At 71.4% G+C, this 24,119-nt stretch carries 21 protein-coding genes; 12 read left to right on the top strand and 9 right to left on the bottom strand.

The features are described 5' to 3' along the window. Nucleotides 1-51 precede the first annotated feature (51 nt). The 11 genes from K1T34_RS43770 to K1T34_RS43820 all read left to right on the top strand — a co-directional run bounded on the left by K1T34_RS43770 (nucleotide 52) and on the right by K1T34_RS43820 (nucleotide 11,336). Nucleotides 52-630 (top strand): HD family hydrolase, encoded by a 579-nt coding sequence (locus K1T34_RS43770; RefSeq protein WP_220240513.1) that lies wholly within the window; start codon nucleotides 52-54, stop codon nucleotides 628-630. 63 nt (nucleotides 631-693) lie between these two features. Continuing rightward, on the top strand, nucleotides 694-1,128 hold the full coding sequence (locus tag K1T34_RS43775) for a L,D-transpeptidase (RefSeq protein WP_220240514.1): 435 nt from the start codon (nucleotides 694-696) through the stop codon (nucleotides 1,126-1,128). 76 nt (nucleotides 1,129-1,204) lie between these two features. After that, the gene (locus K1T34_RS43780) at nucleotides 1,205-2,413 is read left to right on the top strand and encodes an MFS transporter (protein ID WP_220240515.1); all 1,209 of its coding nucleotides are present in this window, start codon (nucleotides 1,205-1,207) and stop codon (nucleotides 2,411-2,413) included. Nucleotides 2,414-2,423: 10 nt separating this feature from the next. After that, nucleotides 2,424-3,149, top strand: a complete 726-nt coding sequence (locus tag K1T34_RS43785) for a S9 family peptidase (RefSeq protein ID WP_220240516.1) — start codon at nucleotides 2,424-2,426, stop codon at nucleotides 3,147-3,149. Next, on the top strand, nucleotides 3,150-3,650 hold the full coding sequence (gene tsaA, locus K1T34_RS43790) for a tRNA (N6-threonylcarbamoyladenosine(37)-N6)-methyltransferase TrmO (protein WP_220240517.1): 501 nt from the start codon (nucleotides 3,150-3,152) through the stop codon (nucleotides 3,648-3,650). Nucleotides 3,651-3,767: 117 nt separating this feature from the next. Continuing rightward, the gene (locus tag K1T34_RS43795) at nucleotides 3,768-5,096 is read left to right on the top strand and encodes an NtaA/DmoA family FMN-dependent monooxygenase (RefSeq protein WP_255638007.1); all 1,329 of its coding nucleotides are present in this window, start codon (nucleotides 3,768-3,770) and stop codon (nucleotides 5,094-5,096) included. An 11-nt stretch (nucleotides 5,097-5,107) separates the two neighbouring features. Beyond that, nucleotides 5,108-5,698: an NADPH-dependent FMN reductase gene (locus K1T34_RS43800; RefSeq protein ID WP_220240518.1), complete on the top strand. Its 591-nt coding sequence runs from the start codon at nucleotides 5,108-5,110 to the stop codon at nucleotides 5,696-5,698. Further along, a complete protein-coding gene (locus tag K1T34_RS43805; RefSeq protein WP_220240519.1) occupies nucleotides 5,695-6,591 on the top strand; it encodes a 3,4-dihydroxy-2-butanone-4-phosphate synthase in 897 nt (298 codons plus the stop codon). The genes K1T34_RS43800 and K1T34_RS43805 overlap by 4 nt, the downstream gene beginning before the upstream one ends. A gap of 293 nt (nucleotides 6,592-6,884) precedes the next feature. Further along, nucleotides 6,885-7,862, top strand: coding sequence for a polyphosphate kinase 2 family protein (locus tag K1T34_RS43810; RefSeq protein ID WP_220240520.1), 978 nt, complete (start codon nucleotides 6,885-6,887; stop codon nucleotides 7,860-7,862). 38 nt (nucleotides 7,863-7,900) lie between these two features. Beyond that, a complete protein-coding gene (locus K1T34_RS43815; protein WP_220240521.1) occupies nucleotides 7,901-10,630 on the top strand; it encodes an HAD-IC family P-type ATPase in 2,730 nt (909 codons plus the stop codon). Nucleotides 10,631-10,688: 58 nt separating this feature from the next. Continuing rightward, nucleotides 10,689-11,336, top strand: a complete 648-nt coding sequence (locus K1T34_RS43820; RefSeq protein ID WP_370643536.1) for an AAA family ATPase — start codon at nucleotides 10,689-10,691, stop codon at nucleotides 11,334-11,336. A gap of 786 nt (nucleotides 11,337-12,122) precedes the next feature. Here K1T34_RS43820 and K1T34_RS43825 read toward each other — a convergent pair. The 9 genes from K1T34_RS43825 to K1T34_RS43865 form a co-directional block, all read right to left on the bottom strand. After that, nucleotides 12,123-12,989 carry an ABC transporter ATP-binding protein gene (locus K1T34_RS43825; RefSeq protein WP_220240523.1) on the bottom strand — a complete coding sequence of 289 codons (867 nt, stop codon included), beginning with the start codon at nucleotides 12,987-12,989 and terminating at the stop codon, nucleotides 12,123-12,125. Further along, entirely contained in the window at nucleotides 12,986-13,390 is a 405-nt protein-coding gene (locus tag K1T34_RS43830) for a GntR family transcriptional regulator (protein ID WP_220240524.1), read from the bottom strand. Before K1T34_RS43830 ends, K1T34_RS43825 begins: the two co-directional genes overlap by 4 nt. Before the next feature lie 86 nt (nucleotides 13,391-13,476). Further along, on the bottom strand, nucleotides 13,477-15,834 hold the full coding sequence (locus tag K1T34_RS43835; RefSeq protein WP_220240525.1) for an arylsulfatase: 2,358 nt from the start codon (nucleotides 15,832-15,834) through the stop codon (nucleotides 13,477-13,479). Between the two features lie 113 nt (nucleotides 15,835-15,947). Beyond that, on the bottom strand, nucleotides 15,948-16,814 hold the full coding sequence (locus K1T34_RS43840; protein WP_220240526.1) for a LysR family transcriptional regulator: 867 nt from the start codon (nucleotides 16,812-16,814) through the stop codon (nucleotides 15,948-15,950). A gap of 9 nt (nucleotides 16,815-16,823) precedes the next feature. Further along, the gene (locus tag K1T34_RS43845; RefSeq protein WP_220240527.1) at nucleotides 16,824-18,011 is read right to left on the bottom strand and encodes an NAD(P)/FAD-dependent oxidoreductase; all 1,188 of its coding nucleotides are present in this window, start codon (nucleotides 18,009-18,011) and stop codon (nucleotides 16,824-16,826) included. Beyond that, complete coding sequence (locus K1T34_RS43850) at nucleotides 18,008-18,325, bottom strand: bifunctional 3-phenylpropionate/cinnamic acid dioxygenase ferredoxin subunit (protein ID WP_220240528.1); 318 nt, start codon at nucleotides 18,323-18,325, stop codon at nucleotides 18,008-18,010. The genes K1T34_RS43845 and K1T34_RS43850 overlap by 4 nt, the downstream gene beginning before the upstream one ends. A gap of 226 nt (nucleotides 18,326-18,551) precedes the next feature. Beyond that, nucleotides 18,552-20,210 carry a choline dehydrogenase gene (gene betA, locus K1T34_RS43855; protein ID WP_220240529.1) on the bottom strand — a complete coding sequence of 553 codons (1,659 nt, stop codon included), beginning with the start codon at nucleotides 20,208-20,210 and terminating at the stop codon, nucleotides 18,552-18,554. A 14-nt stretch (nucleotides 20,211-20,224) separates the two neighbouring features. Continuing rightward, nucleotides 20,225-21,802, bottom strand: coding sequence for an amino acid permease (locus K1T34_RS43860; protein ID WP_220240530.1), 1,578 nt, complete (start codon nucleotides 21,800-21,802; stop codon nucleotides 20,225-20,227). 55 nt (nucleotides 21,803-21,857) lie between these two features. Next, nucleotides 21,858-23,324, bottom strand: coding sequence for an aldehyde dehydrogenase family protein (locus K1T34_RS43865; protein WP_220240531.1), 1,467 nt, complete (start codon nucleotides 23,322-23,324; stop codon nucleotides 21,858-21,860). A 197-nt stretch (nucleotides 23,325-23,521) separates the two neighbouring features. Here K1T34_RS43865 and K1T34_RS43870 point away from each other — a divergent pair, with 197 nt between their 5' ends. Next, nucleotides 23,522-24,103, top strand: a complete 582-nt coding sequence (locus K1T34_RS43870; RefSeq protein WP_220240532.1) for a TetR/AcrR family transcriptional regulator — start codon at nucleotides 23,522-23,524, stop codon at nucleotides 24,101-24,103. Nucleotides 24,104-24,119: the final 16 nt, after the last annotated feature.

A 24,119-nucleotide genomic window follows, 5' to 3' on the forward strand; every position in this document is an offset into this window, starting at 1 on the left:
ACTCCCAGGGAACCGGATCGCGTACTCAACCCCTGATCTACGCTGTCGGCCATGACTGACAGCGCTACCTCTGCCACCGGGGCCACCGCGCTGGCGGCCTTCGGCTACGAGCTAGGGGTGCTCAAACGCGTCCGCCGCAGCGGCTGGTGGCAGGCCGGCGTGCGCGATCCCGAGTCCGTGGCCGAGCACAGCTTGCGGGCGGCTCAGCTCGCGGCGTTGCTGGCCGCCGAGGAAGGCGCGTCACCGGAGCGCGCCGCGTTTCTGGCGCTGTGGCACGACACGCAGGAGACCCGTACGGGTGATCTGCCGCATTCGGCCGGGCCCTATCTGGTGAAGCCGGACCCGCGGGCGATCACGGCGGACCAGACGGCCGCGTTGCCTTCGCGTGCGCGTGCGGTGGTGCGCGAGGCCGTCGACGAATACGAGGCGCGGGAGTCCACTGAGGCGCGTTGCGCCAAGGATGCCGACAAGCTGGAAATGCTCCTGCAGGCGCTGGAGTACCGCTCGTCGGGTGTGTCCACAGTGGATGAGTGGGTCGACTCCGCCTGCGCCGGGTTGTTCACTTCGACCGCCCGCCGTCTCGCCACGGCCGCGTTGACGTTGCCGCCGCTGTCCTGGCGCACGCTCTGATCACGGTTGGTTGGAAACTCGCGGACCGGGGAATTCTTCCTGTGACCGACGGGAGGCAGAACGATGAAGTGGAGGATCACGGCAGCCTTGGCGGGCGCGGCGGCGGTCGCGGCCACGATCGGCTTCGCCGACAGCGCGAACGCGGCCACCGCGCCGTGCAGCACCCAGGCGAAAGCCTGCGTCCAGCTGCACACCGGCAGGGCCTGGCTGATGGACAACGGAAAGGTCGTCCGCGGCGGTGTGCCCATCACGGTGGGCAAACCCGCGTACCCGACGCCGGCCGGCACGTTCCATGTGCAGTACAAGGACATCGACCACTACAGCAAGCAGTTCAACGGGCCCATGCCGTACTCGGTCTTCTTCACGACCACCGGCGTGGCGTTCCACCAGGGCAGCCTGAAGGTGCAGTCGCACGGCTGCGTCCATCTCTCCCACGCCGACGCGGTGGCGTTCTACAACGCACTCCACCCGGGTGACGTGGTCGAAGTGGTGAAGTAGGACGATCGCGGGGTGGGGAGGTTCCCGCCCCGCGCGGTCGTGGTGGTCTGGACCACCGTGCTGGCAGGATGGCCGGGTGACGGTGGGGCAGGGGGAACGGCTGGGCCCGGACTTCGCGCGTGTCTGGGCGGCCGCGTCGGTTTCCGTGGTGGGCGACGGAGTGCGAATGGCGGTGCTGCCGCTGCTCGCGGTGGGGGTGTCGCCGACGGCGGGTGCGGTGAGCGCGGTCGCGGCGGCCGGAGCGCTGCCGTGGCTGGGGTTCTCGCTGTTCGGCGGCGCGCTGGCCGACCGGCACGACCGCCGGACGCTGATGTGGCGCACGGACGCGGTCCGCGCCGTCGTCGTGGCGGCGGCCGCGGTGTGGGTTTTCCTCGCAACGCCGCCGCTCGCGGTGCTGGTGGCGCTGGCGTTCGCGCTGGGGTGCGCCGAAACCGTGTTTGACAACGCTTCCACGGCGATGCTGCCCGACGTTGTGGTGCCCGCGCGGCTCGATGCGGCGAACGGGCGTCTGCAGGGCAGCCAGGTAGTCGGGTTGCAGTTCGTCGGGCCGCCGCTGGGGGCGGCGTTGTTCGCGGCTTCGGCCGGGGCACCGCTGGTGGTGGACGCGGCGTCCTTCGCGGTGGCCGCTCTGTTGATGTGGTTCGTCCGGGCGCGGCCCGCGGTGCCCGCCCGGTCCGGTCGCTCGATGCGCGCGGACATCGCCGAAGGCGTGCGCTGGCTCTGGGGCCACCACGGGCTGCGACTGCTCGCGGTCGAGCTGGCGCTGGCCGCGCTGGCGGTGCAGCTCGCGACCTCGGTGCTGGTGTTGTTCGTCGTCCAGACGCTGCATGCACCGGAGTTCGCCTACGGCCTGGTCCTCGCGGCGGGCGCCGCCGGTGGCGTGCTGGGGTCGTTTGTCGCAGGGTCGCTGAAACGCCGGTTGCCGCTCGGTGCGCGCATCGGTCTCGCGATCGCGGCCATCGGCGCCGCCCTGGTGGTGACTTCGTTCGCGATGTCCGTGGTGCTCGTGGGCGGAATGTACGCGCTGGGCAGTTTCGGCATCGTCGTCTGGAACGTGCAGGCCGTGTCGGTGCGCCAGCGCCTGGTCCCGCGCGAGCTTCGCGGCCGCGTGAGCAGCGCCTACCGCCTCATCGGCTGGGGCGGCATCCCGCTCGGCGCGGCCCTGGGCGGTGTCCTCGGTACCGCGGCGGGCGTCCGCACGCCGATCCTGGTGGGTGGGTGCTTGATGCTCGCTTCGCTCGTGCTGGTCCCGAAACTGGCGAAGCTGGAGCCGGGATCTCGCTAGGCTCACCGGCATGGACCTTTCCGTGCGGTACGGGCCGGAGCCCGACCAGCTCGCCGACGTGTTTTTCCCCGCCACCGCTCCCGCGCCCCTCGTTCTCGTGCTGCACGGCGGATCCTGGCGGCTCGACGTCGACCGCGGATACCTCGAACCGGCGGCTCGGGCGTTGACGCGCCACGGGTTCGCCGTGGCCAACGTGGAGTACCGCCGGCCCGGCGGCGGTGGCGGCTGGCCCGCGACCTTCGCCGACACCGGTCTCGCCGTGAACGCGCTGCCGGGCCTGATCGAGGGTGAGGCACCGGGTCGGATCGACCCGGCGCGGGTGGTGGTGCTGGGGCACTCGGCCGGCGGCACGCTCGCGCTGTGGGCCGCCCACCGGCCCGGCGCGCCCGGGGTCGTCGCGCTCGCTCCGGTGGCCGCGCTGGCCGACGCCCACCGCCGTGACCCCGAAGGTCCCGTCGACCGGCTGCTGGGCGGCGGACCGGAGGATGTGCCGGAGCGCTACGCCGAGACCGATCCCGCCGCGCTCGGCACGCCGCCCGGGCCCGTCGTTCTGTTCCACGGAGAGCTCGACACCGCCCTGCCCACACAGCTGTCCCGCGACTACGCCGACGCGATCGGCGCGGAGCTGGTGCTGGTGCCCGGCGCCGGGCACCTGGACGTCGTCGTGGCGGACGGACCGGCGTGGCCCGCGCTGGTCGAAACGCTCGCCAAACTGTCCACAGTGGAACGGTCCTGAATGGAGTGCCCGCTGCCCGTCGTCGGGTACGTCCGCACCGCCCGCACGGAACTCGAGCGCACCCCGGTGCAGGCCGGCGCCAACCGTGGTGAGGAAGGCGTGCTCGAGCTCGCCGAGGAGTACGTCGAGGGCCTCGACGGGCTGGCCGGCTTCGACTACGCCTGGCTGCTCAGCTGGCTCGACCGCCCGGACCGGCCCCTGACCAGCCTCTCCCAGGTGCCCTACCTGCTGCGTCGCGAGCAACGGCGCAAGGGCATCTTTGCGATGCGTGGGCCACGGCGGCCGAACCCGATCGGGCTGAGCCTCGTGCGGATCGTCGAGGTCACCGGGCACACGGTGCGCTTCGCGGGCGTCGACCTGCTCGACGGCACGCCGATCCTCGACCTCAAGCCCTACGTCACCGCATTCGACCGCCCGCCCGGCGAGCCCGGCAGCGGCTGGTTCGACGGCGTCAAGGTGGCCGAAGGCACCACCCCGGAGGACCTCGCGCCGCCCGGCTGACGGGGAGGTGTTAGCCGCGCTAAGGGATCGCGTCACAGAACGCCGCTGGTCGTGGCCGCGGCGCGAACCTAGCGTCGATCGTGGCCCTGATCCCCGACGACGCCAAGGAGACCCCCAGTGGACGCCGGCACCCCCTCCATGATCCTGACGGCCGCGCTGATGCACGGCCTCGGCATGCACACCGGCGCGTGGATGGCGCGCGAAGGCGACGCCGGTGACCACCTGACCCCCGCGCTGTACAAGGACATCGCCCGCACCGCCGAGGCCGGGAAGCTGCATGCGATCTTCCTCGCCGAGCAGATGACCAACCAAGAGGTCGGCACCGAGCGCCCGTGCGGCGCGCTCGACACCGTCACCGTGCTGTCGCTGATGGCCGGGATCACGGACAAGATCGGCCTGGTCGGCACCGGGTCGACCACCTACAACCAGCCCTACGACCTGGCGCGGCGCTTCGCGACGCTGGACCACCTCAGCCAGGGCCGCGTCGGCTGGAACTCCATCGCCACGCAGAACCCCACCGTGATCGAGATGTTCGGCGGCGGCAGCCACCCCGACCACGCGCAACGCTACGCGCGCGCCGACGAGTTCATCGACGTGGTGCTCAAGCTGTGGGACAGCTGGGAGGAGGGCGCGCTCCTCGGTGACAAGGAAGCCGGCGTGTTCGCCGACCCCGACCTGGTGCACGAGATCAACCACGTGGGCGAGTACTTCGCGGTGAAGGGCCCGATGCCGTTCGCGCGCTCGCCGCAGGGCCGTCCGGTGATCTTCCAAGCCGGCTCGTCCGACCGCGGCCGTGACCAAGCCGCCAAGTACGCCGACGTGGTGTTCACCGCCCAGCACGTGCTCGAAGACGCCGTCGCCTTCCGCGACGACATGCGCCGGCGCGCGGCCGAGTACGGCCGCCACCCCGACAGCATCAAGATCCTGCCCGGCATGTCCGTGGTCCTCGGCGCCACCGAGAAGGACGCGCAGGAGCGCAAGCAGCTGATGGACGAGGTCTTCGGCGTCACCGCGAACATCAAGAAGCTCTCCAAGCGCGTCGGCCTGCCGGTCGAGGTGCTTGAGCTCGACCAGAAGTTCCCCGCGCACCTGCTCGGCCCGGACGAGGAGTTCACCGGTTCGATCGGCTTCCGCCGCAGCATCGTGAGCCTCGCGGTCAAGGAGGACCTGACCGTCCGCGAGCTCATCGGCAGCTACGGCGGCGGTCACCACCAGGTCGTCGGCACCGCGGAGCAGGTCGCCGACCAGATGCAGGAACGCCTGCTCGCGGGCGCGGCCGACGGCTTCACGCTCATGGTCGACATGCTGCCCTCGGGTGTGCACGACGCCGTCGAGATGCTGGTGCCCGAGCTTCAGCGGCGCGGCCTGTTCCACACCGACTACGAGCACGACACCCTGCGCGAGAGCCTGGGCCTGCCCACCCCGTCGCTCGTCCCGGCCGGCTGAAGGAGTCGAGCATGACCGCATTGCCGAGTATCGGGGGAGACCCCGTGCGCGTGCTGGGGATCGGCGGCACGCTGCGGCCGGGTTCGACGTCGGAGCGCGCGCTGCGGCACGCGCTCGCGGCGGCCGCGGCCGAGGGCGCCGAGACCGAGCTGATCACGGCCACGGAGCTGGCCCTGCCGATGTACGACCCGGGCGTGGCGCCGCTGACCGACGAGGCCGTGCGGCTGCTCGAAGCCGTCCGGCGGGCCGATGCCCTCGTGCTGTCCGTGCCCGGCTACCACGGCGGGATCTCCGGGCTGCTGAAGAACGCGCTCGACCACCTGCAGGAACTCGCCGACGACCCGGTGCCCTACCTCGACGGCAAGGCCGTGGGCTGCGTCGTCGCGACGGGCGGCTGGCAGGCCGGGGTCACCACGCTGACGTCACTGCGCTCGACGGTCCACGCCCTGCGCGGGTGGCCGACGCCGCTGGGAGTCGTGGTGAACTCGGCGACCAAGCCGTTCGACGCGGCGGGCGGGATCGCCGACGCGAAGGTCGGCGACCAGCTGGCCACGGTGGGCCGGCAGGTGTGCGGGTTCGCGCGGTTGTGGAGTGCCGCGTGACCCTGTCACCGGCCCGGGAGGTGGTCGCGGCCGGCGGTGTCACGGACGCCGCCGCGGCGCTGGCCCGGGGTGAGGTCGTGCTGGTCGCGGGTGAGGAGGGGGCGGCGCTGGTCGCCGCCGCCGAGCTCGTGACCGGCGAGACGGCGCGGTTCCTGGCCGCCCACGGCGGGCCAGTCGGTTGCGCGCTGCCCGGCAGGTGGGTCGACCGGCTGCGGATCCCGGCGATGGTGCCCGGCTCCGACGTCCACGTCGGGGTGGGGCACGGGTCACCGGCCCGCACCCTGCGCGCGCTGGCCGATCCCGCGACGCGCCGCGAAGACTTCCGGGTGCCCGGGCCCGTGTTCCCCACCCGCACGCGCGAGCTCGGCGTGCTCGAACGCCCCGGCCTCGCCGAGGCGGCCGTGGATCTGGCCCGGATCGCGGGCTGCGAACCCGTCGCGGCCTTCGTGGAGCTCGACGCCGCGGCCGACGGTCTGCCGTGGGTGTCCGTCACCGAAGTGGCGGCGTACCGGCGGGCGCGCGAACGGCTCGTCGAACGCGCTGCGGACGCCCGGCTTCCCCTGGCGCACGGTGGTTTCCGGGCGCTCGGGTACCGCGACCTCGTCGACGGCGGGGAGCACGTCGCCCTCGTGCACGGCGAACCGGGGCGCGGCTCGGTGGTGCGCGTCCACATGGAGTGCCCTGCCGGCGACGCCTTCGGCGCCCGGCACTGCGGGTGCGCGCAGGCCGTGCGCGATTCGCTCGACGAGATCACCCGCGCCGGATCGGGCGTGCTGGTCTACGTCCGCGGCCGCCGATCACTGTGGTCCGCGCTCACCGGGCACCGGGTGCCGGACGGCCGGACGGACCACGTGGCGGCCCAGATCCTGCGCGACCTCGGTGTGGACGACTGACCGCATCCGGTGTTCCACTGTGGACTTCCGGCCGGGAACCGTGCCGCGAAACCGGGTTCGCGCCGCGCGCCTCACCCGAAACGGGTGAGGCCGCGCGCGTCGGACGGCGCCACCGCCGGGTGGCCGGGCGCACCGGTCCGCCGCTGCCCGCGCCCGCGCTGCCGGTGAGGCGGGCGGTGCGCGGGCCGGCGGGATATCTCGCCCTCAGCAGGTGATGGGGAAACCCGCCGTGGTTGAAAGGTTCAGGCGTCGCCGGGGGAAGGGACCCTGGTCGGTGCGAAGAGGACTGAACCATGGCGGGCGATAAGCGGGCCGAGCGGATCGCGGAGTTCATCAGGCCGCTGCGCGTCGAGCCGGGGTCGAAGGTCCGTCTCTCCCGGGACTTCGACCCGGCCTACCGAGGTGACGTGCTGCGCAAGAAGGACGGCCGCGAGCTGCTCGCGGCGGGAGTCACCCTGCTGGCGGACTACCAGCGGCGCCTGGCCGCCCAGAACACCTACGGCGTGCTGGTCTGCCTGCAGGCATTGGACGCCGGCGGCAAGGACGGCACGATCCGGCACGTGATGAGCGGCGTGAACCCGCAGGGCGTGCGGGTGAGCGGGTTCAAGGTGCCCTCGTCCGAGGAGCTGGACCACGACTACCTGTGGCGCTACGCGCGCCGGCTCCCCGCGCGCGGGGACATCGGGATCTTCAACCGGTCGCACTACGAAGAGGTGCTCGTGGTGCGGGTGCACCCGGAGCACCTGGACCACCAGCAGCTGCCCGCGTCGGCGCGGCGCGGGCACGTGTGGGCGCGCCGGTTCCGGGAGATCAACGACTGGGAACGCTACCTGACCGACAACGGGTTCAAGATCGTGAAGATGTTCCTCAACCTGTCGAAGGAAGAGCAGCGCACGCGGTTCCTCAGGCGGATCGACCGGCCCGACCGCAACTGGAAGTTCTCCGCGGCCGACGCCCGCGAACGCCGGTTCTGGGACGACTACCAGCGAGCGTTCTCCAAGGTGCTCTCGGCGACGAGCACGGAATGGGCTCCGTGGTACGTGATCCCGGCCGACCGCAAGTGGTTCGCCCGCACGTGCGCGGCCGCCGTGCTGGCGCACACCCTGATCGACATCGACCCCCAGTACCCGACGGTGAGTGACGAGCGGCGCGACGACCTCCTCGTCGCGCGGGCGGAGCTGGAAAGCGAAGCACCCGAAGGCGCGCCGGCCGACCCGTACGCCGCCGCCGAGAAGAAGAAACGGGACAAGAAGAAGAAAACGAAGCACTGACGACCGCGGTTTCGGCTCACGGCGATCGGAGGGCGGAAATGGTCGCACAGGAGCACGCGCCGGCGAAAGAGCACAACTGGTACTCACGCACCCCCGGCGACGTGGCCTCGGCGTTCGGCGTCGACCTGGAGTTCGGGCTCTCCTCGGCGACGGCGGCGGAGCGGCTGAGCGTGAACGGTCCCAACGCGCTGCCCGAGGAGAAACCGAAAGCGGCCTGGCTGCGGTTCCTCGAGCAGTACACCAGCTACATGCAGCTCATCCTGGTCGCGGCCGCCGCGGTGTCGCTGGTGATCAAGCAGTGGGGCACGGCCACGCTGCTGCTGGTGCTCACCGTCGGCAACGCGATCGCGGGCCTGCGCCAGGAGGGCAAAGCCGAGAGCGCGATGAACGCGCTGAAATCGATGATGAAGGCGACCGCGCGGGTGCGCCGCGACGGGGTCGAAGAAGCGGTGCCGGCCGAAAAGATCGTGGTCGGCGACGTCGTGCTGATCACTGCGGGCGACCAGGTCCCCGCCGACTGCCGCATCGTCGTGGCCAACGCGTTGCAGATCGACGAGTCGTCGCTGACGGGCGAGAGCACACCGGCGGTGAAGGACGCGGTCGCGTTGCCCGCCGGCAAGCTCGGCCCCGGTGACCAGTCGAACATGGCGTTCATGAACTGCCCGGTCACGCACGGCAGCGCGACCGTCATCGTGACCGGCACCGGCCAGGAAACGGAGCTGGGCAAGATCTCGGGGATGCTGTCGGCCACGACGCGCGAGAAGTCGCCGCTGACGAAGCAGCTGAACACGCTCACGCTGTGGATCGCCGCGGCGGCCGGGATCACCATGGTCGTGATGTTCGTGCTGGGCCGCGGCCGTGGTCTGTCGTGGGACGTCCTGTTCGTGAGCGCGATCTCGCTGGCGATCGCGGCCATCCCCGAGGCGCTGCCCACGGTGAGCCAGGTGATCCTGTCGCTCGGCAGCGTGGACCTGGCCAAGCGCAACGCGATCGTCAAGGACCTCCCTTCGGTCGAGACCCTCGGGTTCACCTCCGCGATCAACTCGGACAAGACCGGCACGCTGACGATGAACCAGATGACCGCCGTCGAGGTGGTGAACCACACCGACCGCTACACCGTGAGCGGCATCGGGTACAGCCTCGACGGCAAGGTGCACCACGCCGCCGGTTCGGCGGGCGGCATCGAGAGCGCGATCCTGCCCTACCTGCTCGCCAGCGACGCGAAGATCGTCGACGGCAAGGTCGTCGGCGATCCCACGGAGGGTGCCCTGCTCGTGCTCGGCGCCAAAGCCGGCCTCGACGTCGACGCCACGCTGGAGAAGCTGCCGCGCACGGCGACCTTGCCCTTCGACCCGTCGTACAAGCTGATGGCAACCTTCCACCCGACGACCGACGACTCGGGCCGGGAGGTGGTGCGCTGCTTCGTGAAAGGCGCCGCGCCCGCGGTGCTGGACCGCGCCGCGACCGCCTTGTCGGGCGGCGAGTCCGTGCCCTGGGACGACGCCGTGGACCGGCAGGCCCGCGAACGCATGAAGAGTATGGAAGCGCAGGGCCGGCGTGTGATGGCCGCCGCCCAGTGCGACCTCGACCCGGCCGCGTTCGACCCTGAAGGCGACTTGCTGTCCTACGTGACCGGCCTGCAGGTGATGAGCCTGGTCGCGATGGTCGACCCGCCGCGTGAGCAGTCCCAATCCGCGGTGGCCAGCGCACAGGCGGCCCACATCCGGGTGCGCATGGTGACCGGCGACGACGTCACCACCGGTGCGGCGATCGCGAAGCAGCTCGGCATCCCGGGTGACGCGGTCCTGGGCTCGGAGTTCGCGGACCTGCCCGAGGCCGAACGGTTGTCCCGCATCGACGACATCGGCATCGTGGGGCGCGTTTCCCCGGAACACAAGGTGATCCTGGCCGACACGCTCAAGAAGAAGGGCGACGTCGTCGCGATGACCGGCGACGGCGTGAACGACGCGCCGGCCATCAAGGCGGCGGACCTCGGGATCGCGATGGGCAGCGGCACCGACGTCGCGAAGAACGCGAGCCGGATGATCCTGTCGGACGACAACTTCGCGACGATCGTGTTCGCCGTCGAGCAGGGCCGCAAGATCTACGACAACCTCACGAAGTACATCCGCTTCGTCCTGGTGCTGCTGGTCGTGTTCGTGCTGACGTTCCTGGGCGCCAGCCTGTTCAACATCGCCGCCGGCGAGCCGTTCACGCCGGCGCAGGTCCTGTGGATCCACTTCGTGGTGAACGCGCCCTTCGGGTTCGCGCTCGGCTTCGACCGCGAAACACCGGGGCTCATGGGGCTGAAACCGCGGCCGCGCGGCGAGTCGGTGCTCACCCGCCCGGTGTTCGTCACCGTCGGGCTCTCCGGGCTGGTCGTGACCGTCGGACTGCTCCTGCTGCTTTCGCTGGGCCAGGCGTACTTCGGCAGCGCCGAGGTCGCCACTACGATCGCGTTCACGGCCTTCGCAATGTGCTTGATCGTGGCGGCGGTCGAATGCCGCAGCGAGACGGGGACCGCACTCACGATCGCCACGTTCGACAGCAAGCAGATGAACTGGGCGATGCTGGGCGAGTTCGTGCTCGCGGTGCTGGTCATCAAGATGGACGTCTTCAACAAGCTGCTGGGCACCACGGACCTGACGCTGACGGAGTTCTTCTGGGCCCTGGTCCCGGCGGTCGCGCTGCTGATCCTGTGGGAGGCCGGCAAGGCCGTGGCGCGGTGGCTGAAGGGGAGCGGCGCGCACCGGGTCAATCGCACGTGAGGAAAAAGTAAAGGAACCATTACCTTTCGTTGCCCGTTGTCAGGGCATGGAGCGCACGGTGATCGAGCTCGGGAGCCGCGACCTGCTCGTGGTGGCGGGACTGCCCGGAGCCGGCAAGACGACCCTGCTGCGCCACGCCGCCGGCTCCCTGCGCGTGCTCGATTCGGACCAGGTCCGCGGCCGCCTCGGAGCCGTGCTGCCCGCCGCCGTGCCGTACCGGCTCTACCGGCCGGTGGTGCACGTGTGCCACCGCGCGCGGATCGTGCTGTTCGCGGCTCTGCGACGCGGGCCGCTGGTCGTGCACGAGCCCGCCACCCGCGCGTCGACACGCCGGTGGCTAGGTCTGGTGGCCCGGGGCACCCGGCGTCCGGCCCGGTTGCTGTGGCTCGACGCGACCGCCGAGGAGGCGCTGGCGGGGCAGCACCGCCGCGCGCGGATCGTGCGGAGCCGCTCGTTCGCGCGGCACGTCGCGAGGGCCCGCGTCGTGCGGGAGGAGCTGCGCGCGGGGCGGGTGCCCCCGGGCTTCGCCTGCGCCCAGGTGCTCACCCGCTCCGCCGCTCCGTACGCGGTGCTCAGGCCAGGCGCCGACGGACCCACCAGAACGCCCCTGCCACGCACAGCGCGGCCAGCAGCACGAACAGACCCGCCTCGCACAGCTGCAACGTCCAGAACCGCCCGGCCGGCTGCACGGGGTACAGCCGGGTGAACCCGGCCGCGGCCAGCTTGTCGACCGGCTCCATCCCCGGGATCGGGGGCCGCGGGACCCCGGCCAGGGCCAGGGTTTCGTCGTAGCCGTGGATCACGCCGGCTCCGTCGCGGAACACCTGCGTGCCGACGGTGAGGTCGCCGAAGTGGGTCTGCTCGGTGAGCACGGGGGAGAGCAGCCGCGGGCGCACGAGGTTCTTCACGACCACGATCACCGGCAGGAAGCCCACGAGCGCCACGGCCGCGCCGGCGAGCGTCCGCCGGAACACCGCGCCGCCGGCGACTCCGAGCGCGAAGCCGAACAGGCAGGTCGCCGGAAAGGAAACAAGCCCGAAGTCGAAGGTCGGGAACCAGCCGTCGACCTGCGTGGCCGGCGCGAACCACCACGCGTACGCGGCGGCGAAGACGAGCCCGTAGGCCACGGAGAACGCACCGCCGAGCAGCAGCTTCGAGCCCAGCCAACGGCCGCGGGTCACCGACTGCGTCCAGGTGAACCGGAACGTGTGGTGCTCCAGCTCCGTGGCCACGACGGGCGCGCCGAGGAACATGCCGAGCGCGGCGGGCAGGAGCGTCAGCAGCAGCTGCGCGTAGTTGTGCACGAAGGCGATCAGCGCCGGCCAGTCACCGCACCGCGGGTCCGGTGCACCGGCGAAGCAATCGGGCAGGTCCACTGTGGACAGCGATGACCGCATGCCGGCGCCCATCGCCACGTAGCCCGCGGCCAGTACGACGAACAGGACGGCGAGGCCCAGCAGCCGCGCCCGGTCCTGCCGCCAGGAAACCCAGATCACGCCGCGACCTCCTTCGGCCGCCCGGCCGCGAGGTGGTGCAGCACGAGGTCTTCCAGCGATACCGGCTCGGCGCGCCAGCCCGGCGGAAGCGCCGGCCGCGGACCGCGCAGGAGCATCGTGGCCGCGTCGCCCCGGCGTTCGCAGGACAGCGGGACGCTCCGGATCTCGTCCACAGTGGACGCCGGACCGGTGAGCCGCACGTGCTCCGCCATGAGGTCGTCGACGTCGCCGGACAGCACGACCCGGCCGTGATCGAGCACCACGAGGTGGTCGCACAGCCGCTCCAGCTCGGACACGACGTGCGAGGACAGCACGACCGTGCAGTCGTGGTCGGCCTTCGCCGCCATCAGGCTGCCCATGAGGTCGCGGCGGGCGAGCGGGTCGAGACTCGCGACGGGCTCGTCGAGCACCAGCAGCTCCGGTCGCCGCGCGAGCGCGACGCTCAGCGCCACCTGTGCCCGCTGGCCCCCGGAGAGCTCGCCGACGCGGCGTTGCAGTGGAATGCCCAGCTCACGCACGCGGTCGAGCGCCGCGCGGTGGTCCCAGCGCCGGTTGAGCCGGCGCGCGGCTTCGAGCATCTCGCGCACTCGGAACGATTCATAGAGCGAATGCCGCTGGTCGAGGTATGCGACGCCGTCGGTCGGCTGTCCCGGCTTCACCGGGCGGCCGAACAGCTCGAGGTTCCCGGCCGAGGGCCGCAGGAGCCCGGCCAGGAGGTTCAGCAGGGTCGACTTCCCCGCACCATTGGGTCCGACGAGGCCGACCACGCGACCCTCGCCGATTTCGAGTGTGCAATCCCGAAGCCCCCAGGCGCGACCGTAGCGCCGGCCCAGGGCATGGGTCGCGATCGCCGCTGTGCTCACTCATTGTCCTTCCCAGAACGTTTTCCGATGCGCAGGAGCACGGACGAGACGAGGGCCTCGACGTCGGCGACGGTCAGGCCCGACCCGCGGGCCTCGTTGATCCACCGCTCGAACCCGGCGCGCAGCTGCGCCTGCCGTTCGGGCGACACGCCTGCCGGGTCGTCGCGCGCGACGAACGTGCCCATCCCGGGCCGGCCGCGCACGATGCCGCGGTGGTCCAGCTCGCGATACGCCTTCTGCACGGTGTTCGGGTTGATCACGAGCTGCCGCGCGACCTCTTTGACCGTCGGCAGCCGGTCGCCCCGCTTGAGCTCGCCGAGCCGCACGGCGTGCTCGACCTGCCGCACCAGCTGCAGGTACGGCGGCACACCCGAACCACTCTCGAACCGGAACTCGAACACCGTGTCCGTTACTCCTGTATCCGCTACCCCAATTGACTAGGGAACTAGGTTAACGGCCGGTCAGAGCACTGATCATCCGGGGGTGGTCACTGGGCGCCCATGATCCGTCGCTGCAGGCCACCGTCGGCTTCAGCCACTTCGGCGGCCGGACCGAGGTCGATCCGGACCGTGTGCACGAGCCCCGTGAACGCGTTGGTCCCGGCGGCATAAGCGTCGGACACCGGCGTGCCGAGGTCGACGCCCACGTCGAGTGTCTCGTCGAAGGAGAAGTAGTACGCGATCGTCCGCTCCACGCGGGCCGCCGCGAGCTTCTCGCCGTCGGCGGTGAGCACGGCTTCGCCACCGAGGCCGGGCTCGCCGCCGTCGTAGGTGAACTCGAGGCGCAGCTCGTGGCGGCCCGGGGCGAGCGGGTCGGTCGCCGCCGCGGTGAAGTGCTCGAGGCCGAAGTAGTTGTAGACGTAGACCGGGCGGCCGTCGGCGAAGTACAGCGTCCAGCCACCGAAGCGGCCGCCCTGCGCGATGACGACGCCGGACGCGGGCGTGGCGGGCAGGTCGACGTCGGCGGTGATGACGTGGGAGCGGTTCTTGACGTTCGGCGTGGTCTCCTCGGTGAAGCGCCGCATCCCGCCGCGGTAGGTCACCGACGTTCGCGCGCCCAGCAGGTCGAGCCGCCCCGCCAGCACGGGGTTCTCGCGTTCGGTGACGCGGTCGTCGAGCGGGAACACCTGGTGTTTCGCCGCCTCCACGAGGAAAAGGTCCTGCAGCTCCCGCAGTTTCGCGGGGTGGTCGGCGGCGAGGTCGCGGGCCTGGCTCCAGTCGCGGGTGAGGTCGTAGAGCTCCCAGACGTCGTCGGAGAACGGCCGACGCTTCGTCGCCACCATCTCCCACGGCACGCCGTGGCGCGTCACCGCGGTCCAGCCCTCGTGGTAGATCCCGCGGTTGCCGCACATCTCGTAGTACTGCGTGTGGTGGCGCTCGGGCGCGGCGGCGTCGGTGATCGTCTCGCGCAGGCTCACGCCCTCGATCGGCTGCTGGTGCACGCCGTCGACGCTGTGGGGCGCGGGAATGCCCGCGCAGTCGAGGATCGTGGGCAGCACGTCGATCACGTGGCCGTACTGGTGGCGCAGCCCGCCGGCCTCGGCGCCGCCCGCGGGCCAGTGCACGATCAGCCCGTCGCGGGTGCCACCGAGGTGCGAGGCGACCTGTTTCGTCCACTGGTACGGCGTGTTCAGCGCGAGCGCCCACCCGGCGGGCGCGATCGGGTAGGTGCTGGGGTCCCCGATCTCGTCGAGGTGGCGGATCATCTCCTCCGGGTCGTCGACGAGCCCGTGGCCCAGCCGGTGTTCCACGAGAGTGCCCTCGATGCCGCCTTCGCCCGACGCGCCGTTGTCGCCGAGCAGGTAGAGGAACAGTGTGTTGTCGAGCTCGCCCAGCTCGTCGAGCGCGGAGACGAACCGGCCCACCTGCGTGTCGGCGTGTTCGACGAACCCCGCGAACGTCTCCATGAACCGCGCGGCCAGCCGTCGGCGGGTGTCGTCGAGCTCGTCCCAGCGCGGCACGCCTTCGGCCCACGGCGCGAGTTCGGTGTCTCCGGGCACCACGCCGAGCTCCTTCTGCCGCGCCAGCGTCAGCTCCCGCTGCCGGTCCCAGCCGTGGTCGAACCGGCCGCGGTGCCGCTCGCGCCATTCGCGGCCGACGTGCAGCGGCGCGTGGGCGGCGCCGAGGGCGAGGTAGGTGAAGAACGGGCGGTCGGGTGTGAGCGTGCGCTGCGTGCGCACCCAGTCGACGGCGTGGTCGACGAGGTCCTCGGTCAGGTGGTAGCCGTCCTCCGGCCGCCGGCCGGGTTCGACCGGCGTGGTTCCCTGGTACAGCAACGGGTACCAGTGGTTCATCTCCGCGCCCAGGAAGCCGTAGAAGGTGTCGAACCCCTCGCCGGTCGGCCACCGGTCGAAGGGGCCGACCGCGCTGATCTCGCGCGGCGGCGTCTGGTGCCACTTGCCGAACGCGGCGGTGCTGTACCCGTTGCCCTGCAGGATCTGCGCGAGCGTGGCGGCACTGCGCGGGCGAAAGCCGTGGTAACCCGGCGCCGAGGTCGCCATCTCCGTGGTGCCGCCCATGCCGACGGAGTGGTGGTTGCGTCCGGTCAGCAGTGCCTGGCGGGTCGGTGAGCACAGCGCGGTGACGTGGAAGCGCGTGTAGCGCAGCCCGCCGGCCGCGAGCCGGTCGGCCGTCGGCATGGCGCACGGGCCGCCGAACGCGCTCGACGTGCCGAAGCCCAGGTCGTCGGCCAGCACCACCACGACGTTCGGCGCGCCGTCCGGTGGTGGTACCGGCCCGATCGGCGTTCCCTGGCCGCGCTGCTCGCGCACGTCGAGTGCGGCCGGCGCGGGCACGGGGACGTCCGGGCGCGGCAGTACGTGGCGCCCGGCGGGGAACGCGGACATGAAGGGCTCCTTCCGAAGTGGACGCCAACGAGCTTCACAGCGGCCGGCCCCGGCGGTCAGGCTCCGGACGGGGGTGGCCCAGACCGGAATCCGATCAGGCCGAGAGGTGATCTTTATGGGCCCTCGCCGGCCAGGGCCAGGAACCGTTCCGCGGCAGGGGAGAGCGGCCCGGCGCGCCAGACCATCCGGCCGCGCCGCAGCAACGGCGGGTCCAGTGGCACGGTGATCGCGCCCTGGCGACAGGCGTCTTCGGCCATCGCGCGGGGCAGCAGCGCCGCACCGGCCCCGGCCAGCACGAGGGGCACGATCATCGCGCGGTGCTCGGTCTCCACGACGACGCGGGGCTCGGCCGTGCCGCGCAGGGCTTCCTCGACGATCCACCGCGTCGCCGTGCCCGGCGGGGTGGTGACCAGGTCCAGCGCGGCGAGCTCGGTCACCGGCAGCACGTCGCGCACCGGCGAGTCCGCGGGCAGCACGGCGAACACCTCCTGCTCGGCGAGGTCGAGCCCGGCGAGCCCCGGCGTTTCGGCACCGGACTCGACGAGACCGACCTCGCTCTGTCCATTTCGGACGCGGTTCACGACGTCCGAGCCCGTCTCCGGCGCCCGCACGCGCACGAGGACCCGGGGGTGCGCCGCGCGGAACCGGCCGAGCAGCTTCGCGAGCGGGTCGACGGCGAGCGTGGTCTGCGACGCGAGGTCCAGCGTCCCGCCGTCGAGACCGAGGACCTCGCGCACGGACGCGTCGGCCGTGCGAAGGTCGCGCAGGATCTGCCGGGCCGGGGCGACGAGCGCCGTGCCGGCCGGCGTCAGCGTGGCGCCGTGGGGCAGGCGGTGGAACAGCAGTCCGCCGAGCTCCTTTTCCAGCGTGCGCACGGCGTGCGAGAGCGACGGCTGCGCGACGTGCAGCCGCCGGGCCGCGTTGGTGAAACCGCCGTGGTCGACGACGGCGAGGAAGTACTGAAGCTGGCGGCGTTCCATCCTCGCAGTTCAGGCCACGGGGGCGGGCCGCCGCAAGGCCTGGCGCCGCAACCGGGTGAACTGCTTGGCACTGTTGAGGGCGAAGACCCCGACCGTCACTCCATTGCGCTGGTAAGTCGCCACGAACGCGGGGTCGTCGGGGCCGCCCTCGGTGAACACGACCTCGTCACCGGGCTCGGGGTGGCCGGCGAGCTGCAGGGTGCCCTCGTACTGGTCCGACCAGACGTAGCCGCTCGGCGTGTAGTGCCGGGTGGTGGTGCCGGCGAGCAGGTTCGCGACGGCGACACCGGCTTGCTCGCTCGCGTTGGTCCAGTGCTCGTGCCGGTGCCGCCGCCCGATTTTCTCCGACGGGTGGGCCGCCGACCGGTAGGCCGCGACGTCGCCGGCCGCGACCACGTTGGGCAGCGCGGTGACGAGCCCGCTCGAGACGTGCACGCCGTTGTCCACCTCGAGGCCCGAACCGGCCAGCCACTCGGTCGCGGGCACCATGCCGATGCCGACGACGACCACGTCGGCCGACAGTTCCTCACCGCCCACGAGCCGGACGCCGGTCACCCGCCCGCCCGCGGTCACGAGCTCGTCGACGGCGGCGCCGCAGCGCAGGACCGTGCCATGGCGATCGTGCAGCCGCGAGCACACCTCGGCCAGCTGTGGCCCCAGCACGCGTTCGAGCGGCGTGGCCAGCGCTTCGAGCACGGTGACGTCGAGACCAAGCGCGCGGCAGGTCGACGCGACCTCCGCCCCGATGAACCCGGCGCCCACGATCACCACCCGCGCGCCCGCCACCAGTTCGGCGCGCAGGGCCAGCGCGTCGTCCAGCGTCCGCAGCACGTGGACCCCGGCGACGCCCTCCGTGCCGGGCAGCGTCCGCGCGCGCCCGCCCGTGGCGAGCACGACGCCGTCCACCGCCAGGTCACCGCCGTCGGAGAGCACGAGCCGGCCGGCGGCGGCGTCGAGCCGTTCCGCCCGGGTGCCCAGCCGCAGCTCCAGCGACGCCGTGTCGTCGGCGTCGAGCAGGTCCAGCGACTCCCTCTCGGCGGTGCCGGCGAGGAAGGCCTTCGACAGCGGTGGCCGGTCGTAGGGCAGGTGCGGTTCGGCCCCGACGAGCACTACCCGGCCGTCGAACCCCTGCGCGCGCAGCTCCTGCGCGGCTCGCGCCCCGGCGAGCGAAGCGCCGACGATCGCGACGCTTTTCACGCGGCATCCTCGGCGCGCTCCGCCTGCACGTAGATCACGCCACCGTCGACGAGCACCTCGTACGTGCGCACCGGCTCCTTCGCGGGCAGGCATGACGGCATCCCCGTCCTCAGGTCGAACAGTGCCGCGTGCAGCGGGCATTCGACGAAGCAGCCTTCAAGCCAGCCGTCGGCCAGGGACGTGTCCTGGTGGCTGCACGTGTCGCCGATCGCGTAGAGCTCGCCGTCGGCGTTGAACACCGCGATCGGCTCGGGCCCCGCGATCCGGACGGATTCGCCGGGGGACAGTTCGTCCACTGTGCACGCGCGCAGCATCTGGGCCTCCGGGAGGAGCTGGGGTGTGCTTTTGATGGGGTGCTTTTGATGGGCATCGTGTTGCGTATGGGGGAACGCAGAACGCGATACGCAACAAGTCTGAGTGCGCGGCTGGGGCGCCGTCAAGAGGTGTCCGGGGTCCGATCGGGGCGGATTTTGTGGCCTGTTCCCGGGCACACCGCAGACCCGTGCGCCGGGTGGGCGCACGGGTCCGGCAGACCGGCGGCTACGCGGGACTGTGGCGGTAGAAGGGCTGCTTGATCGGCGCGAGCGGGGTGTTGCCGAGGATCAGGTCCGCGGACTTCTCGGCGGTCATCATCACCGGCGCGTAGATGTTGCCGTTGGGGATGTAGGGCAGCACCGACGCGTCGACCACTCGCAGGCCCTGGATGCCGTGCACGCGCATGCTGCCCGGGTCCACCACGGACAGTTCGTCCACGCCCATCTTCGCGGTGCACGAGGGGTGCAGCGCGGTCTCGGCGTCCTTGGCGACCCAGTCGAGAATTTCCTCGTCGGTCTCCACAGCCGGCCCGGGCGAGATCTCACCGCCGTTGAACGGGTCGAGGGCGCTCTGGTTGAGGATCTTGCGCGCCACCCGCACGGCCTCCACCCACTCGCGGCGGTCGTTCTCCGTGGACAGATAGTTGAACCGCAGCGCCGGGTGCTCGCGCGGGTCGGTGGAGGTGATCTTCACCGTTCCGCGGGTGTCGGCGTACATCGGCCCGACGTGCACCTGGTAGCCGTGCCCGCCCGCCGGCACCGAGCCGTCGTAGCGGATGGCGATGGGCAGGAAGTGGAACATCAGGTTGGGGTATTCCACCGCGTCGTTGCTGCGGACGAACCCGCCACCCTCGAAGTGGTTGGTGGCCGCGGGTCCCGAGCGCAGGAACAGCCACTGCGCACCGATCCACGGTCGCTTCCACTTCGCGAGCGAGGGCTGCATCGACACCGGCTGCTTGCACGCGTACTGGATGTAGACCTCGAGGTGGTCCTGCAGGTTCTCCCCGACGCCCGGCAGATCGCGCACCACGTCGATGCCCAGCTTCTCCAGCTCGGCCGCGTTGCCGACGCCGGAGAGCTGCAGCAATTGCGGCGTGTTGATCGCGCCGCCGCACAGGATGATCTCCTTGCCGTACACCTCCCCGGGCGCGCCGCGGCCCTGCGCGTACTCGACGCCGATCGCGCGGGTGCCGTCGAAGAGGATCTGCGACACGAACGCATGGGTCTTCACGGTGAGGTTCTTCCGGTTCAGCACCGGGTGCAGGTACGCGCGGGCGGCCGAGAGCCGCCGTCCCTTGCGGACGTTGCGGTCGAAGGCGGCGAAACCCTCTTGCCGGTAGCCGTTCACGTCGTCGGTACGCGGGTAACCGGCCTGCACCGCGGCGTCGAAGAACGCCTCGAACAACGGGTTGGTCGCCGGGCCGCGTTCCAGCTCGAGCGGGCCGTCGTGGCCGCGCCACGGCCCGTCGGGCGCGTCGGCGAGGCAGTTCTCCATGCGGCGGAAGTACGGCAGGCAGTGGGCGTAGTCCCACTCGGACATGCCGGGGTCGCCCGCCCAGCGCTCGTAGTCGAGCGGGTTGCCGCGCTGGAAGATCATCCCGTTGATGCTGCTGGAACCGCCGAGCACCTTGCCGCGCGCGTGGTAGATCCGCCGCCGGTTCATGTGGGGCTCGGGTTCGCTGCGGTAGCCCCAGTCGTAGTACTTGCTGCCGATGGGGAATGTCAGCGCGGCGGGCATGTGGATGAACACGTCCCACTTCGCGTCTTCGCGGCCGGCTTCGAGGACCAGCACCTTCGTCGCGGGGTCGGCGGAGAGGCGGTTGGCGAGCGCGCAGCCCGCGGACCCGCCGCCGACGATGACGAAGTCGTAGGTCTCGGTACTCATGTCTCCTCCTTCTCTCAGCCGGTCACGGAACCGGGCGCCGGGGTGTCCGGCTGGTGTTCGGGGCTCGTGTGCGCGGCCGCCCAGTGCCGCCGGCGGACCCACAGCAGGACCCCGCCGACGAGCACGATCAATGCGGTGATGAGCACGGCACCCCACTGGAAGTACCAGTGGTCGTCGCCGTAGACCTCGGCCCGCGGCCAGATCAGGTTGATCGTCATGCCGGCGCCGTAGAGCACCGCGACGAAGTTCACGAGCGTGCCCCAGCGGCCGAGCTTGAAGTACGGGCCGTGCTCGGGGCGCGGCCACTGCCCGCGCAGGCGGCGCACCAGCATCGGGCCGGTGACCATCAGGTAGGGGATGTAGAACAGGATGATCGCCGTCGAGGTGAGCACGAAGAACGCGCGCTGGTTGCCGAGGTTGATCAGCAGCACCACGACCGTGAGCCCGCCGGTGATCAACGCCGGCAGCACCGGCGTCTTCGAGCGCGGCGACACCTTCGCCAGCGCCTTGCTGAACGGCAGCCGCCCGTCGCGGGCCATCGCGAAGGTCATGCGGATCGCGGCGGTCTGCACGGCCAGGCAGCACACCGTGATCGCGATGGCCGAGCAGATCAGGAACGCGTCGCCGAGACCGGTGCCGAGCGTGCTCTTGAGCAGGTACGGCATGCCGGACGTGGAGAGCTCCTCGGCGTTCAGGTCGCCGACGGCCATCATTCCGACGAGCATCATCAGCCCGCCCACGATGAACGCGGCCGTGATCGCGCGGATGATCGCTCGTGGCGCGTGCTTGCGCGGCTGCGTGGTCTCCTCCGCGAGCGAGCCCGCGGTGTCGAAGCCGTAGAACACATACGCGCTCATCAGCGACGCGACCAGGAACGCCCCGAGGTACCCGAGCGACTGGCCGTCGCCGGTGCCGTGGGTGTCGAACACCAGCCCTGGGCCGCGTTTGATGTGCACAGCCAGCGCGATGATCAGCAGGACGCTAGCGCCGAGCTCCACGGCCACGCCGAAGTTGTTGATCTTCGCCATGAGCTTCACGCCGATGATGTTCACGATCGTCGCGAACACCACGAGCACGAGCGCGAGGATGATCGCGTTCTGCGCGCCACCGGGGGTGGAGGTGAGGCCGGCGTCGGAGTCGCTGCCGACGATCTGGAACGCCGTGGAGACCTGCGGCAGGATGATCTGGTAGGCCACCGCGACGGCCGCGGCCGTCACGATCGCGCCGATGATCATGATCCAGCCCGCGAGCCACGATGTCGCCGGTTTCGCGATCTGCTTGGCCCACTGGTACACCGAACCGGCGAGCGGGAACTGCCCGGCCAGCTCGGCGAAGCACAGCGCCACGGCCAGCTGGCCGATGAACACGAGCGGCCAGGTCCAGATGAAGGCTGGGCCGCCCGAGCCGAAGCCGAAGAAGAACAGCTGGAACACGCCGGTCATGATCGAGATGTAGCTGAACCCGGCGGCGAAGCTGGAGAAGGAGCCGAGTGAGCGCTCGAGTTCCTGGCGGTACCCGAACTTGGCGAGCTCGGAGCTGTCGGAGTGGTCCCCGGCGGACCCCCCGCCCGCCGGCTTGGATCGTGTGGTCATGGTTCGTCGTCCTCAAAGGTGGTGGGGCGGGGGATCAAGGGGGTGGGCGAGCGGATCAGCCTTTGAACCAGCGCTGCGGTACGGGGTCGATGTTGTGGTAGACGTGCTTGGTCTCGCGGTACTCCGCCAGCCCCGAGGGGCCGAGCTCACGGCCGATGCCCGACCGGCCGAACCCGCCCCACTCCGCCTGCGGCAGGTAGGGGTGGTAGTCGTTGATCCACACGGTGCCGTGGCGCAGCGCCCCGGCCACGCGCTGCGCCCGCCCCGCGTCGGAAGTCCACACGGCACCGGCGAGCCCGTAGTCGGTGTCGTTGGCGAGCGTGATGGCCTCGGCCTCGTCGGTGAACCGCTCCACGGTGACCACCGGCCCGAAGACCTCCTCCCGCACCACGGCCATGTCGCGGGTGCAGCCGGAGAACACGGTGGGGCGCAAGAAGAACCCCCGCTGCAACGCGGGATCGTCGGGCCGGGCGCCGCCCGCGCGCAGCTTCGCACCCGCCTTGACGGCGCCGGCGATGTAGCCCTCGATCTTCGCGCGGTGCTGTTCGGACACGAGCGGGCCCGCTTCGCTGGCGGGGTCGAGCCCGTCGCCGATGCGGATCCGGTCGGCCCGCGCGGCGAGCTCGGCGACGAAGCGGTCGTGCACGCCGTCCTGCACGATCAGCCGCGCGCCCGCCGAGCAGACCTGTCCGGAGTGGACGAACGCGGCGGCCAGCGCGTAGTCCAGCGCGGTCTCGAAATCGGCGTCGTCGAACACCACGTTGGGGTTCTTGCCGCCCAGTTCGAGGGCCACGCGCCGGACGCCGCGCGCGGCCGCGGCCATGATCTTCTCGCCCGTGGCGAGCCCGCCGGTGAAGGACACGAGGTCGACGCCGGCGTGCTCCACCAGGGTCGCGCCGACCGCACCCGGGCCGAGCAGCAGGTTCACCACCCCGGGCGGCACGCCCACTTCTTCGGTGAGCGCGACGAGCCGGATCGTGGACAGCGGCGTGACCTCGCTCGGTTTGAGCACGGTGGTGTTCCCCGCAGCCAGCGCCGGGGCGAGCTTCCACGACATCTGCAGCAGCGGGTAGTTCCACGGTGCGATAAGCGCGCAGACACCCACCGGTTCGTGCGTGATCCGGCTGATCGCGCGCGGGTCGCCGGTGTCCACCACCCGCCCGGCGTCGTGCGCGGCCAGGGCGGCGTAGTAGCGGAAGACCGCGGTGACGTCGTCGATGTCGATGCGGCCCTCGGCCAGCGTCTTGCCGGTGTCGAGCGTTTCGGTGCGGGCCAGGTCCTCGCGGTCGCGCTGCAGTAGAGCGGCGATGCGGGTGAGCAGGTCCGCGCGGTCGGCCGCGGTCGTTCTTCGCCAGGGCCCGGCGTCGAACGCCCGGCGGGCCGCGGTCACGGCGGCGCCGACCTCGGCGGTACCCGCCACGGCCACGGTGGCCAGCACTTCGCCGTTGGCGGGGTTGAGCACTTCCGAGCACGCCTCGTCGGCGGCTTCGGTCCAGATTCCGTCGATGTGGAGGTCCTTCATCAGGCCTTCCCAAGCAGCTCGCAGAGCCTTTTGCCACGCTGGGTGTGACGCGCGGCACTTCGAGTGCGTACATTTGTACGCTAGGCGTGTACACATGTCCACAACGAGTTCTCGGCGCCGACACCGGGCGTTCGCGCGAGGCCGTGCGACGATCAGCGGTGCCCGACGAGACCGGTGAGTGAAGGAGCTTGGCGGCGATGACGACGCGTGACACCGCCGGGGGCAGGAAGCTGCGCGGCCCCAACGACCCCGAGCGGCGGGCCCGGATCGCGAAGGCGGCGATCGAGGTCGTGGCCGAACGCGGCATCGACGGGCTGACCCATCGCGCGGTCGCGGCGGCGGCCGGGGTGCCGCTCGGTTCCACGACCTACCACTTCGCGACGCTCGACGACCTGCTCGAGGTGGCGCTGCACGAGGCCGCCGCGAGCAACGTGCGCGAGCTTCAGGAGTGGGAGCAGGCGCTCGACCCGGAGGCCGATTTCGCCGCGGCGCTGGCCGATCTGGTGATGGGCTACATCCACGAGCTCTACCCGCACACGGTCGTCGAGTACGACCTCTACGTCGCCGCCCTGCACCGGCCGCGGCTGCGGCCGGCGAGCGCCGCGTGGGACGACGCCCTGATCAAGTTGTTCTCCACTCGCACCGACCCGCTCACCGGCCGGCTGCTCGCCGGGCTGTTCTGCGGCCTGCTCATGCAGGCGGCACTGGCCGACCCACCGCCGACCCGGCCGGAGATCGAAGCGCTCTTCCGGCGCGCCATCGAGGGCCCCGCGGCCTGACGGGCTTTCGTTGGGG

It is taken from the genome of Amycolatopsis sp. DSM 110486 (assembly GCF_019468465.1).
Lineage (GTDB): Bacteria > Actinomycetota > Actinomycetes > Mycobacteriales > Pseudonocardiaceae > Amycolatopsis.

Bases quoted from the DNA above. Each gene is read 5' to 3' on its own strand.
- K1T34_RS43770 (WP_220240513.1), top strand. From the start codon at position 52: ATGACTGACAGCGCTACCTCTGCCACCGGGGCCACCGCGCTGGCGGCC.
- K1T34_RS43775 (WP_220240514.1), top strand. From the start codon at position 694: ATGAAGTGGAGGATCACGGCAGCCTTGGCGGGCGCGGCGGCGGTCGCG.
- K1T34_RS43785 (WP_220240516.1), top strand. From the start codon at position 2,424: ATGGACCTTTCCGTGCGGTACGGGCCGGAGCCCGACCAGCTCGCCGAC.
- tsaA (WP_220240517.1), top strand. From the start codon at position 3,150: ATGGAGTGCCCGCTGCCCGTCGTCGGGTACGTCCGCACCGCCCGCACG.
- K1T34_RS43800 (WP_220240518.1), top strand. From the start codon at position 5,108: ATGACCGCATTGCCGAGTATCGGGGGAGACCCCGTGCGCGTGCTGGGG.
- K1T34_RS43810 (WP_220240520.1), top strand. From the start codon at position 6,885: ATGGCGGGCGATAAGCGGGCCGAGCGGATCGCGGAGTTCATCAGGCCG.
- K1T34_RS43815 (WP_220240521.1), top strand. From the start codon at position 7,901: ATGGTCGCACAGGAGCACGCGCCGGCGAAAGAGCACAACTGGTACTCA.
- K1T34_RS43835 (WP_220240525.1), bottom strand. From the start codon at position 15,834: ATGTCCGCGTTCCCCGCCGGGCGCCACGTACTGCCGCGCCCGGACGTC.
- K1T34_RS43840 (WP_220240526.1), bottom strand. From the start codon at position 16,814: ATGGAACGCCGCCAGCTTCAGTACTTCCTCGCCGTCGTCGACCACGGC.
- K1T34_RS43850 (WP_220240528.1), bottom strand. From the start codon at position 18,325: ATGCTGCGCGCGTGCACAGTGGACGAACTGTCCCCCGGCGAATCCGTC.
- betA (WP_220240529.1), bottom strand. From the start codon at position 20,210: ATGAGTACCGAGACCTACGACTTCGTCATCGTCGGCGGCGGGTCCGCG.
- K1T34_RS43860 (WP_220240530.1), bottom strand. From the start codon at position 21,802: ATGACCACACGATCCAAGCCGGCGGGCGGGGGGTCCGCCGGGGACCAC.
- K1T34_RS43865 (WP_220240531.1), bottom strand. From the start codon at position 23,324: ATGAAGGACCTCCACATCGACGGAATCTGGACCGAAGCCGCCGACGAG.
- K1T34_RS43870 (WP_220240532.1), top strand. From the start codon at position 23,522: ATGACGACGCGTGACACCGCCGGGGGCAGGAAGCTGCGCGGCCCCAAC.